Genomic DNA, 11,826 nt, shown 5'->3' with positions numbered 1-11,826 from the left:
TGACAGCCGCTTTGCTTCGTGCTATAAACAGTATGAAACCATCATCCGTGGACCGGCCTGCGCCTTCACGGAAAAGCGAGAGGAGTTTTTCACTATGCAGTACCGCAAAATGGGAAATACCGGTGTGGAAGTTTCCGCGCTGGGCTTTGGCTGCATGCGCATGCCGGTTTTGGAAGGGCAGCCCGACAACTGCATCGACGAGACCCGGGCCATCGGCATGATCCGCCACGCCATCGACAGCGGCGTGAACTACATCGACACCGCCTATTTTTATCACCACGAGGCCAGCGAGCCGCTGGTGGGCAAGGCCCTGCTGGACGGCTACCGGGAAAAGGTCAACCTGGCCACCAAAATGCCGGTGTATGCGGTGGAAAAGGAGGAGGACTTTGACTTCTTCCTCAACAACCAGCTGGAGCGTTTGCAGACCGACCACATCGACTTTTACCTGATGCATGCCCTCAGCCTGGACAGCTGGAAAAACAAGGTGCTGAAATTCGACCTGCTGACCAAAGCCCAAAAGGTCCGCGCGGAAGGGAAGGTTCGCTATCTGGGCTTTTCCTTCCACGACAACGAGGCCGCTTTTCTGGAAATTCTGAACGGCTTTGACGGGTGGGATTTCTGCCAGATCCAGATGAACTACATCGACGTGGAAAATCAGGCCACCCTGCGCGGGCTGGAAGCCGCCCACAAAAAGGGTCTGGGCGTGGTCATCATGGAGCCGCTGCTGGGCGGCAAGCTGGCAAACCTGAGCCCGCAGGTGAAGAACACCCTGGATGTCAGCCGCACCCCGGTGGAGTGGGCGCTGGACTTCTTGTGGAACCGCCCGGAGGTGTCGGTGGTGCTCAGCGGCATGGGCAGCGAAGAGATGGTGGAGCAGAATCTGGAATATGCATCCCGCTCCTCCATCGGCATGCTGGGCCAGGCCCAGCTGGAAATGCTGGCTAACACCCGCAGCGTATACCAGAAGATGGCGCTGGTGCCCTGCACCGGCTGCGCCTACTGCATGCCCTGCCCCTTCGGCCTGGACATCCCCGGCATCTACGAGATCTACAACCAGACCGTGAACGACACCCGCGAGGTGACCGTGCAGAAATATGCGTCCCTGGCAAAGCAGGCCGACGCCTGCCGCGCCTGCCGCAAGTGCGAGGGGATTTGCCCGCAGCACATTGAATCCAGCACCCTGATGCCGGTCATCCACGAAAAGATTGCTAAAATGAAGGCCGAGCTGGAAAAGAAATAACCCGGTTTTGCCCAAAACAAAAGCGAAGCGTGTATGCGCTTCGCTTGTTTGCTGTATTTTTTGCCGTGGGCCGGTCAGGCATCCAGCCGCTTGAGAAGGCGAGGGCGGCGCGGGGCCAGAATATCCACGGCGGCGGCTGGGTCAAAGGGGCGGCTGGTCTGCTGGAGCCAGGCGGGCATCTGGTACTTTTGTGCCTGGGCGGTGGGGGCAGCGTCCTCCCAGCGGCGGTGGGTCAGCCACTTGGCCGGGTGGGGGATATACCGCCCGCCTGCCTCCTTCCAGGGGGCGCTTTCGGATTGGGTGGCCAAAGCTGTCAGCATGGTGTTCACAAGGCTCTCACTGGGCCGCAGCGCCTTCCAGGCCAGCAGGGCGGCGCGCTTGTCCGCCTTGCGGGGATAGGCCTGCCAGAACCGCTCGAAGCTATCCGGCGTTTGGGGGGCGGTTTGTGCCGGGACTGTTTGTGTTGCAGAGATTGCCAGTTTGGACTGAACGTGTTCGGGTTTTGGCTCTGCTTTCGGTGCAGCGCTCCCCAATTTCTCAGAAGAGGGAGAAAACGCACGCCCGCCGCAGGCGGTGTATGTGTGTTGGGAATCTTCTTGGATATCTTTTTGGGTATCTTTTATAGCTCTTGCGGATTCATCACTTGAATGTTGCGGATTCGTTTCTTGCAAGTGACGATTTTGAAACATGGAAAGAACGGATTCGCTGACTGCATACCACAAGGTGCGGTCAAAGGCAAACCGGCCGAAGCGGCCCTCCAAAAGCGCACCCTGCCGCACCAGACTTTTCAGCAGGCGGCGGATTTTCGGCACGCTCCAAAAGGGGAAATGCTCGGCCAGCCGGGCGGCGCTGGCGTACATCCAGCAGCGGCCCTGCTGCTGGCAGTCGGGATTGGATCGGTTTTTTTCGCACCAGAACCGGATGTGATCCAAAAGAATGGCCTCCTCCACGCCGTAGCGGGCGGCGGCTTCGGTATCAAAGGAATAACGCATGTGTGACCCTCCTTTTTGCTCAGAGATAAACCGGGAAAACAAAAACCGCCCCCCGGCGCGCGTTTGCATGGCGCGCCGGATGACGGCTCTAAAAAAGGCGGGGCCTGCACCGGCTCCGCCTGATCTTCTCAGTATACAGAATAGCACAGGATGAACCGGGCTTGCCAAGGGTCAAAACGCAAAAAAATCCGGGCTTTCCGGGTCAAAATCGGGCTTTGGCCGGGCTTTTCGCGGTGGGAAAGGAGGATACAAAAAAGCCCCGCGCAGCCGTTGGGCGAGCGCGGGGCAGTATCTAAAAATCATTTTGCGGGGGCCGCTTCCTCCGGCTTCGGGGCGCTGCCCCGGGCCGAGAATTCGCAGCCGCACCAATCCTGCCGGTAAAGGCCGTACTGGGCCGAAAGCTCCAGGCTGCGCTTGTGGCCCTCCTTGCGCTTGAACTCGTTGGGCAGGTGGCGCACGCCGTATTTTTTTTCCAGCTCCCGGCCGATGGCGTTGATCTTCTCCGCGTCCTTGCGGGGGCTGATCGAGAGGGTGGAGCAGAACCAGTCAAAGCCATGCGCGGCGGCGTATTGGGCCGCGTGCTCCATCCGCAGCCGATAGCACACGGTGCAGCGGCCGCCCCGCTCGGGCTCTGCTTCCAACCCGGCTACGGCGGTGTAAAACTCGCTCTGGTCGTAGCCCTCTTCCGCCAGGGTGATGCCCGGCAGATTCGCCTGCTTCACGAACTGGTGCAATTCGTCCGCCCGGCGGCGGTACTCGGATGCGGGCCAGATATTCGGGTTATAATAAAGAATCGTGATATCGAAAAAGCCGCACAGCATCTCCAGCACGGCGCTGGAGCAGGGGGCGCAGCAGGCGTGCAGCAAAAGGCGGGGGCGGCTTTCGCCCAGGCTCAGCAGTACCTGTTCCATCATTTTGGGGTAGTTGGGGCGGTTTGCCATGGGAAAATCTCCTTTGATTGCGGGCCTTTTGGAGAAGCGGCCCTTTGGCGCTTATTGTATCACGTTTTGCCCCGCCGCGCCAGTGCAGGCCCCGCGTTTCACGGTTTTCGCAGAATGTTTATAGGCCTATCACGATTTATCCACAATTTGCCTGTAAGATAATAAGCGTAGACCGAAGGAAAGACAATCGTCTTTCAAAACCCGGTATTACTGCTGCGGCAGGGCGGCCAGGGCCGAATTGCTGCCCGCTGCGCACTTACACTGGCGCCCGGCGATGCGAGGCATTGCAGTGCCGAGCCGGGACCAGACAACCATCTCCGTTTTCCTCTGTAAAGGAAAGCTTCCTTATAATCGCTGTTGCAAAGTCAGCCCGGCAGAAATGCCGGGCTGACTTTGCGTTTTGCGGTAAAATCTGCTACAATAACCCCTAGGCAACACCACACAATTCACGCCGAACGGCTCAGGCGGCGTATCACGCCAAAATTTTCCGTGCTATTTTCCAAAAATGCTCGCCAAGCCACCCAAGGCTTGGCTGTGCTTTTTGGTTCATATCACAAAAAATTTTCCGGCGTGCTCCACCATCTGGAATTGTGCGGTATTGCCGTTTATATCCAAAAGCAATGAACACAGAAAGTGAGACATAGAATATGACCAAGGAAAAGATCGCCCGCATCAACGAGCTGGCCAAAAAATCCCGCACCGAGGAAGGCCTCACCGAAGCCGAAAAGGCCGAGCAGGCCGCCCTGCGCCGGGAGTACATCGACGAGATGAAGCAGAGCCTGCGCAGCCAGCTGGACAACGCCGACTACATCGACGACAAGGGCGTGCGCCGCCCGGTGTCCGACCTGAAAAAACCGAAGAACTGACAAAACCCGCGGTATGCCGCGAAAAGCCCGGTTTCCCTCTGGTAAACGGGCTTTTGCTATGCTATAATAAAGCGGTGAATCGAATGATTTGGTTCGGTTCGCCCAAAGAGAGGAAGGATTCAACGTGACCAAAGCCCTGATCCGGCTTTTTGTGAAAAACCATGAGAACACCCGCGACCCCGCCGTGCGCGGCGCCTACGGCCGTATGGCCGGGATTGTGGGCATCTGCTGCAACCTGGCCCTGTTCGCGGGCAAGTTCATCGCGGGCACCGTGTTCGGCAGCATCGCCATTGCGGCGGACGCCATCAACAACCTGTCCGACGCGTCGTCCAACATTGTGAGCCTGATCGGCTTCAAGCTGGCGGAAAAGCCCGCCGACGAGGGCCACCCCTACGGCCATGCCCGGTTTGAATATCTGGCGGGTCTGGCGGTGGCGGTGATGGTGCTGGTCATCGGCGTGGAGCTGGCCAAGAACAGCTTGGACAAAATTCTGCACCCCACTCCGGTGGTGTTCAGCTGGCTGTCGGTGGCGGTGCTGGCGGCATCCATCCTGGTAAAGCTGTGGATGGCCGTGTTCAACACCCACATCGGCAAGCTGATCGACTCCTCCACGTTGCAGGCCACCGCGGCGGACAGCCGCAACGACGTGCTCAGCACCGGCGCGGTGCTGCTGGCCACCCTGATCAGCCGGTTCACTCCGCTGGAGCTGGACGGCTGGATGGGCCTTGCGGTGGCGGTGTTCATCCTGTACAGCGGCGCGGGCCTGATCAAGGACACCCTGGACCCCCTGCTGGGCCAGGCCCCGGACGAGGCGCTGGTGCATTACATCCACGACAAGGTGATGAGCTACCCGGGCGTGCTGGGTACCCACGATCTGATGGTGCACGACTACGGCCCCGGCCGCCAGTTCGCCAGCGTCCACGTGGAGATGGCCGCCGAGGACGACGTGATGGAAAGCCACGACGTGATCGACAACATCGAGCGGGACTTCTGGGACAATGACCACCTGCATGTGGTCATCCACTTCGACCCCATCATCACCAGCGACGAAAAGGTGAACGACGCCCGCCACTGGCTGGGTGAGCTGGTGAAGGAGATCGACCCGGCGCTGAGCATCCACGACCTGCGCATGGTGGCGGGCCCCACCCACACCAACCTGATCTTCGACTGCGTGACCCCCGCGGACTTTGAGATGGACGAGGCCGACCTGAAGCAGTCCATCAAGCAGGCGGTGCGCAGCAGCCGCCCGGATTATTTCTGCGTCATCACGGTGGAGAGCAGCTACGCCTCCATCCCCCATTAAAGCCTGAGGCAACACAGCACAATTCACACCGAACGGCTCAGGCGGCGTATCGCGCCAAAATTTTCCGTGGAATTTTCCAAAAATGCTCGTCAATCCACAAAGGATTGCCTGCGCTTTTTGGTTCATTCCGCAAAAAATTTTCCGGCGCGCTCCACCACCTGGAATTGTGCGGTGTTGCCCTAAAATCCAAACGAAAGAAGCGATTCAGCATGGAATTCCGTTATTCAAACAAGGTCAAACAGATGAAGCCCAGCATCATCCGCGAGCTGCTCAAGCAGATGAGCGACCCGCAGCTGATCAGCTTTGCGGGCGGCAACCCGGCGGCGGACAGCTTCCCCGCCGAGACCATCCGCAAATTCAGCGACAAGCTGCTGGCCACCGACCCGGTGGGGATGCTGCAATATTCCGTCACTGAGGGCTATGGCCCTCTGCGCAAAGCCGCCCGGGACTACGCCAACCGTCAGTGGCCGGTGGTGAGCGATGCGGACGACCTGATCATCACCAGCGGCAGCCAGCAGATCATCGAGTTCATGACAAAGCTGCTGTGCAACGAGGGCGACGTGATCGCGGTGGAGGAGCCCGCTTTTCTGGGCGCCTACAATTCCATGCGCAGCTTCGGCGCGCGCCTGGCCGGTGTGCCCCTGGAGGCCGACGGCGTGAACCTGGAGGCTCTGGAAAAGGTCTTCCGGGATCAAAAGCCGAAGTTCTTCTACTGCATCCCCAACTTCCAGAACCCCACCGGCTACACCACCAGCCTGGCAAAGCGCAAGGCCATCTGCGAGCTGGCGGTGCGCTACGGCGTGCCGGTGCTGGAGGATGACCCCTACGGCGCACTGCGTATCTCGGGTGAAGCGATTCCGCCCATCAAGCACTTCGACACCACCGGCGCGGTGGTGTATGCCGGGTCCTTCAGCAAGGTGCTGTGTCCGGGCATGCGCCTGGCCTTCTGCGCCGGGCAGCCGGATCTGATCGGCAAGATGGTGGTGGCAAAGCAGGGCAGCGACGTGCACACCAACGTGTGGGCCCAGCGGGTCTGCGAGCGCATCCTGACCCAGACCGACATGGATGCCCACCTGGCCCGTTTGCAGGATATCTACCGGGAAAAGGCCAATTACATGATGGCCGAACTGGACGCCAAGCTGGCCGGCCGGATGGAATATATCAAGCCCGAAGGCGGCATGTTCATCTGGGCCACCCTGCCCGAAGCAGTGGACACCGACGCCTTTGTGAAAAAGTGCCTGGAGCACAAGCTGGCGGTGGTGCCGGGCAGCGCCTTCTACACCACCGACGCCGATTGCCGCAGCGTGCGGCTGAACTTCTCCACCCCCACCAAGGCGCAGATCGCCCAGGGCGTGGAGATCATGGACAAGGTACTGCGGGAGCTGGGCGCGTAACGCGGCCTGTTCGCCCCGATTAGAGAGAAAGAGAGGACAAGCCGATGGAAAAGATCAAGATGACCACCCCCCTGGTGGAGATGGACGGCGACGAGATGACCCGCGTGCTGTGGCAGTGGATCAAGGAGGAGCTGCTGTGCCCCTTTGTGGAGCTGAACACCGAATACTACGACCTGGGCCTGCCCAACCGGGACGCCACCGGCGACCAGGTGACCATAGACGCGGCGCTGGCCAATAAGAAGTACGGCGTGTCGGTCAAGTGCGCCACCATCACCCCCAACGCCCAGCGCATGACCGAGTATGACCTGCACGAGATGTGGAAGAGCCCCAACGGCACCATCCGCGCCGTGCTGGACGGCACCGTGTTCCGTGCGCCCATCCTGCTGGACTGCATCAAGCCGGTGGTCAAGACCTGGAAAAAGCCCATCACCATCGCCCGTCATGCCTACGGCGACGTGTACAAGGGCACCGAGTTCCGCATTCCCGGCCCGGGCAAGGCCGAGCTGGTGTTCACCGGCGCGGACGGCACCGAAATGCGCCAGACCATCTATGACTTCGAGTGCGCAGGTGTGCTGCAGGGCACCTACAACAAGGACAGCTCCATCGAGAGCTTTGCCCGCAGCTGCTTTAACTACGCGCTGTCCACGGGGCAGGACCTGTGGTTCTCCACCAAGGATACCATCAGCAAGAAATACGACCACACCTTCAAGGACATCTTTGCCGAGATCTACGAGAAGGAGTACAAGGAACAGTTCGAGGCCGCGGGTATCGAATACTTCTACACCCTGATCGACGACGCGGTTGCCCGCGTGGTGCGCAGCGAGGGCGGCTTCATCTGGGCCTGCAAGAACTACGACGGCGACGTGATGAGCGACATGGTCTCCACCGCCTTCGGCAGCCTGGCCATGATGACCAGCGTGCTGGTCAGCCCGGACGGCAACTACGAGTACGAGGCCGCCCACGGCACTGTGACCCGCCACTACTACCGCTACCTGAAGGGCGAGAGCACCTCCACCAACCCCATGGCCACCATCTTCGCCTGGACCGGCGCGCTGGCAAAGCGGGGCGAGCTGGACGGCAACGAGGCCCTGGTGAAGTTCGCCAAGACCCTGGAAGAGGCTTGCCTGGACACCCTGGCCAGCGGCGTGATGACCAAGGACCTGTGCGGCCTGGCCGAGGGCGTGGAAACCAAGCCCGTGGACAGCCTGGAATTCATCCGCGCGATCCGCGCCAATCTGGAAGCCAAGCTGGCCTGAGCGGGATGAGAAACGAGTAAGAAAAGAACCGCCCCGGCGGCCGAAGAGTTCGGCTGCCGGGGCGGTTTTGTGTGCAGTGGGAGAAAAATTCAGACGCTCGCCTCCAGCCGGGCGAGGGCGGCGGCGAACACCGGGTGCTCCATTAGGGAGTGGTATTTTTCGTCCTGCCGAATCTCATCCAGCAGCAGGCGGCGCAGCTCCCGGCTGCTGGTCTGGGCGCTTTCCGGGTGCTTGGCGGTCACACCCGGGGCGAAGAGATCCGCCCGGGGGAAGGCGGGCGGGCCGGTGAGTACCTCCACATACTGCGCAAAGCAGGCGGCGGCTTCGTCCGGTCTGCCCTCCTGCAGGCACAGCTCCATGGCAAGGCCTGCGCTCATGTCCGGGAAATCGAAGGCCCGAGCCAGCGCTCCATAGGCCTCGCACACCGCCCGCTGCCGCTGCGGCTCCGGCAGCAGCTTCGGGTCCATCATCGTGGCCAGCAGGCTCTGGGCCTGACTGATCAGCTTGTACAGCTGCTTCTGGATGGTTTCCAGCGCCTTGCCGGGCTGGCCGGTTTTCAGGTAATACTGGGCCCAGGCCCCGGTGGGGTCGCCCACCCGCTCGGGCAGCTGGCGCAGCAGCTCCGCGCCGGTTTCCGCGTCGCCGTCCGTGAGCTCCAGCACCGCCAGCCCGATGGTGGCAGTCTGCCAGTAGGCGGCGTTGCCACTTTCGCGCACCTGCTCCAGCAACTGGCGCTTGCGGGCCCGCCAGCGGGTGCGCACCTCCTCGCCCGCCGCGGGGAAGAACACGGTCAGCGCGTCGTAGCTGGCCACCGCGTTGTACTGCAGGGCGGTGCAGCTGGGGTACTGGTGCAGTAGCTCCTCCAGTTGCCGCTCGGCGGCCTGCCAGCCGTCCAGCTGCTGGCGCATGGCGGTTTCCAGCAGCTGGTTTACCTGCCGCGCCACCTCCTCATCGCTCAACGTCTCCTCAAATTGCAGCAGCGCGTCCACGCTGGTGCCCAGCGCCCGGGCCAGCGGGCAGAGCAGGGTGATGTCCGGGTAGGAGGTGTCGGTCTCCCACTTGCTCACCGCCGGGGCGCTCACCCCCAGCCGGGCCGCCAGCTGCTCCTGGGTCAGGCCCTTTTCCTTGCGGCGGGCCGCGATGGCCGCGCCGATCTTCATCCGGTTCAGTTCCATGGTGTGCTCCTTTGTTCGGGTAGGTGGATAGGCGCCGCGCTCCTTCTGCTTTTATTGTAGTGCATCCCGCCCGCCGCCACAAGCGACGGGTGGTTACGCGCCGGGCAGGTTTTTCTGCCCGCCGGTTACAAAAATGCCCCGGCAGCCGTTTTCCGGCTGCCGGGGCATTTGTCTTTTTCAAAAATCTCAGGCCCGATTCGGCTTCACCAGTAGGGTGTCTGCCATGGTGAACACGTCGGGCACGCCCTTGTAGGCGCACCACTGGGGCATTTTGGCGTAGCGGTGGGCCACCAGCCGGAAGCAGCGCAGCGGCTCGTTCACCGGGAAGACAAAATCCTGCCGGGCGATCTCCCGCGCACAGGGGGCGCAGGGCAGGTGCAGCGTGTCCTTCAAGGTCAGATGCTCCGGGTCCGGCCCGGTGAACAGCTCGATATACTCCGGGAAGACGATGCCGGACCGGTGGTGGGACAAAAAGCCCAGCCCGATGCTCTCGACCTCGGTTTCCTCCGGCAGCAGGGCGGTCACGTCCAGATTTTCCAGCGTGCCCAGCCACTGGCCGCAGAGGTAATCGCAGCTGCCCCGCCGGGGGTCCAGCAGGCCCTGAATGCCGCCCGCCGAGAACACCGGCCGGGGGTCAAAGCGGGTGGGGCTTTGCAGCTCCATTTCGGTGAGAAGGAACTGATAATGGGCGCACACCGGCTCGCTCACCCGGCCGTCCGCCAGAAAGAGCCGGGCGCAGAGGGTGGTGTCCTTTTGCAGCGGGATGGGCCCGGTGTACACCGGGGAATGCTCGTCGGGCAGGGTGCCGTCGGTGGTATAGCGCAGAACGCCCTCCTGCCGGGCGGTCAGGGTGATGCTGGCCTGGGTGCCCGCCGGGAATACGCACTCGGGCGGGTCCAGCTGGGGCGTGAAGGGCGGCACGGCTCCGCTCTCCGTCCACTGGGTCTGCACGCTGTCCAGCGGCGCGGGGGCTTCCAGGTACTGAGCGGTGAACATGGATTCGGTGAGGGGAGCGTCCGCCAGCAGCAGGCAGATCTTGCCCGCCTCCGGGGCGATGCGCACCCCGTCCGCCCCGGCCCGGGTCAAGGTGCCGGTCTCCACCGTGAAGCGGTAGGCAAAGCCCTCGTGTGTCATGTGAATGCACCGGCCCTCGGCGGCGCGGAACACCGGCAGCCGGTCGAAGACCAGGTTATAGTCGCCTTCCAGAATAAGCCGGTCCGGCAGCATGGAAAAGCGGGCCAGCAGCGCGCCGGTTGCCGGGTCGGTCAGCTCGGCCCGGGCCTCGGTCTCGCTGGCGGCGTAAAAGCAGATGCGGCCCTCCGGCTCGGCGCCGTCCGCACCCACCAGCCGGATAAAGGGGCGGGGGTCATCCTGTCCGGCCCAGAGCTGGGGGAAGAGCAGGGGCAGCGCGTCGAAGGTGCTTTTGGCATTTGTCATGGCGTGCTGGCGGTAGCGGGAGAGGTATTCATCCCGGTAGAGGAAGAAGTCCCGCACCCGCAGACGGCCCTCTTCGCCCAGAAAGCCCACCCGGTAGCAGCAGGAGGCGTACCACTGGGCGCTCAGCTCGTGGGCGGCGTTCCAGTCGTGGGAGGCCTGCCAGGTCATGGGCGGGGTAATGCGGTATTTTTTGCGGAACCACTCGCCGCTGGCCGCCATGGTCTCCACCCGGGCCAGGCCCTCTTTGGCCAGACGCTCCACCAGATTCAGCTGGGGCAGCAGGCCGGGACCGATGTTCTCCCACAAAAAGTTGTTCTCCTGGCCCACCTGGGCGTAGCCGATGCCCAGCGAGTCCTCTTTGGTGATGGTGTCGAACATCCACTGGATCCACTGCTCGTCCCGGCCGGTGAGCCAGGCGGGCTCCAGGGTGAACACCATGCCGTATAAGTCCGGGCGCAGGTTCTGTTCAAAGTTGTAGATGGGGTCCGGCCCCAGCAGACGGAACACCGGAACCGGCAGCTGGTTCGCCGGGTCCTGGGCGGGCAGGTTCTCGTTCTGGCGGCTGGGGAAGTAGACCCCGTTGGGCCAGCCGCCCCACAAAGTAAAGCCGTCGGTGCCGATCTGGTCCCGGCAGGTGGCTGCGGCGGTGATACCGTATCGTTCGGCGGCGTATTCCAGGGTCACGGTGTCCAGCACCCAGGAGCCGATGCTCTTGGGATACTTGCCAAAGACGGAAAAGAAGGTGTCCATGTAGGCGTCCACCAGGCGCTTGCGCTCCTCCGGCTCGTAGCCGATGCAGTAGGCGCTGTTCACCCGCTCGTCGAACTCCTCGGTCACCTGGCCGCGAAAGCGCACTCCGGCCTTTTCACACAGTTCCCGGGTGATCTCCCACCAGGCGGAGATTTCGTCCTGGGGGGCGGTCTCTTCCCGCAGCAGCTTCTGGTAGCGGGGGTCGGTGAGCGCGTCGTATTTCAGCGCGTAGGTGGCGGGCAGGCCATACTGCCGCACCAGCTGAATCTGCTTGCGGATGGTGTCGAAGTCGTCCTGAATGAAGCGGCTGGGCTCCTCGTGGGACTTGCGGATGAAGTTGTAGATGTTGATGATGGCTGTTTTTTTCATAGCGTCCTCCCCCCGGCCGCCGGACGGCGCGGAGTTTTTTGCGGGCCGTGTCCGCCGCGGTGGGGGCGGGCTGCGGGCCAATCCAACAATACCATATCACACC

9 protein-coding genes are annotated in these 11,826 nt (G+C 62.2%); 5 read left to right on the top strand and 4 right to left on the bottom strand.

The features are described from left to right. Nucleotides 1-94 precede the first annotated feature (94 nt). Nucleotides 95-1,240, top strand: coding sequence for an aldo/keto reductase (locus B5G03_RS15045; protein ID WP_087182517.1), 1,146 nt, complete (start codon nucleotides 95-97; stop codon nucleotides 1,238-1,240). Nucleotides 1,241-1,314: 74 nt separating this feature from the next. On the opposite strand, the gene B5G03_RS15040 is transcribed toward B5G03_RS15045, so the two are convergent. Then, entirely contained in the window at nucleotides 1,315-2,232 is a 918-nt protein-coding gene (locus tag B5G03_RS15040) for a hypothetical protein (protein ID WP_087182486.1), read from the bottom strand. 299 nt (nucleotides 2,233-2,531) lie between these two features. After that, a complete protein-coding gene (locus B5G03_RS15035; RefSeq protein WP_087182485.1) occupies nucleotides 2,532-3,173 on the bottom strand; it encodes an epoxyqueuosine reductase QueH in 642 nt (213 codons plus the stop codon). 647 nt (nucleotides 3,174-3,820) lie between these two features. Between B5G03_RS15035 and B5G03_RS15030 the strand changes: the two genes are divergently transcribed. The 4 genes from B5G03_RS15030 to B5G03_RS15015 all read left to right on the top strand — a co-directional run bounded on the left by B5G03_RS15030 (nucleotide 3,821) and on the right by B5G03_RS15015 (nucleotide 7,992). Next, on the top strand, nucleotides 3,821-4,039 hold the full coding sequence (locus B5G03_RS15030; protein ID WP_087182484.1) for a DUF896 domain-containing protein: 219 nt from the start codon (nucleotides 3,821-3,823) through the stop codon (nucleotides 4,037-4,039). A 124-nt stretch (nucleotides 4,040-4,163) separates the two neighbouring features. After that, a complete protein-coding gene (locus B5G03_RS15025) occupies nucleotides 4,164-5,342 on the top strand; it encodes a cation diffusion facilitator family transporter (protein ID WP_087182483.1) in 1,179 nt (392 codons plus the stop codon). 209 nt (nucleotides 5,343-5,551) lie between these two features. Continuing rightward, the gene (locus B5G03_RS15020) at nucleotides 5,552-6,736 is read left to right on the top strand and encodes an aminotransferase-like domain-containing protein (protein ID WP_087182482.1); all 1,185 of its coding nucleotides are present in this window, start codon (nucleotides 5,552-5,554) and stop codon (nucleotides 6,734-6,736) included. 44 nt (nucleotides 6,737-6,780) lie between these two features. Beyond that, nucleotides 6,781-7,992 carry an NADP-dependent isocitrate dehydrogenase gene (locus tag B5G03_RS15015; RefSeq protein WP_087182481.1) on the top strand — a complete coding sequence of 404 codons (1,212 nt, stop codon included), beginning with the start codon at nucleotides 6,781-6,783 and terminating at the stop codon, nucleotides 7,990-7,992. Nucleotides 7,993-8,081: 89 nt separating this feature from the next. On the opposite strand, the gene B5G03_RS15010 is transcribed toward B5G03_RS15015, so the two are convergent. Both B5G03_RS15010 and B5G03_RS15005 read right to left on the bottom strand, forming a co-directional pair. Next, nucleotides 8,082-9,167 (bottom strand): helix-turn-helix domain-containing protein, encoded by a 1,086-nt coding sequence (locus tag B5G03_RS15010; RefSeq protein ID WP_087182480.1) that lies wholly within the window; start codon nucleotides 9,165-9,167, stop codon nucleotides 8,082-8,084. A 186-nt stretch (nucleotides 9,168-9,353) separates the two neighbouring features. Continuing rightward, a complete protein-coding gene (locus B5G03_RS15005) occupies nucleotides 9,354-11,723 on the bottom strand; it encodes a chitobiase/beta-hexosaminidase C-terminal domain-containing protein (RefSeq protein WP_087182479.1) in 2,370 nt (789 codons plus the stop codon). Nucleotides 11,724-11,826: the final 103 nt, after the last annotated feature.

It is taken from the genome of Gemmiger sp. An50 (genome assembly GCF_002161595.1).
GTDB lineage: Bacteria > Bacillota > Clostridia > Oscillospirales > Ruminococcaceae > Allofournierella.
Note: the sequence above shows the minus strand (reverse complement) of the source record. Positions and strands in the feature narration are given on the sequence as shown.

What these genes read in the sequence shown, in the direction of transcription:
- B5G03_RS15010 (WP_087182480.1), bottom strand. Translation starts at nt 9,167, where the DNA reads ATGGAACTGAACCGGATGAAGATCGGCGCGGCCATCGCGGCCCGCCGC.
- B5G03_RS15030 (WP_087182484.1), top strand. Translation starts at nt 3,821, where the DNA reads ATGACCAAGGAAAAGATCGCCCGCATCAACGAGCTGGCCAAAAAATCC.
- B5G03_RS15005 (WP_087182479.1), bottom strand. Translation starts at nt 11,723, where the DNA reads ATGAAAAAAACAGCCATCATCAACATCTACAACTTCATCCGCAAGTCC.
- B5G03_RS15040 (WP_087182486.1), bottom strand. Translation starts at nt 2,232, where the DNA reads ATGCGTTATTCCTTTGATACCGAAGCCGCCGCCCGCTACGGCGTGGAG.
- B5G03_RS15045 (WP_087182517.1), top strand. Translation starts at nt 95, where the DNA reads ATGCAGTACCGCAAAATGGGAAATACCGGTGTGGAAGTTTCCGCGCTG.
- B5G03_RS15035 (WP_087182485.1), bottom strand. Translation starts at nt 3,173, where the DNA reads ATGGCAAACCGCCCCAACTACCCCAAAATGATGGAACAGGTACTGCTG.
- B5G03_RS15020 (WP_087182482.1), top strand. Translation starts at nt 5,552, where the DNA reads ATGGAATTCCGTTATTCAAACAAGGTCAAACAGATGAAGCCCAGCATC.
- B5G03_RS15015 (WP_087182481.1), top strand. Translation starts at nt 6,781, where the DNA reads ATGGAAAAGATCAAGATGACCACCCCCCTGGTGGAGATGGACGGCGAC.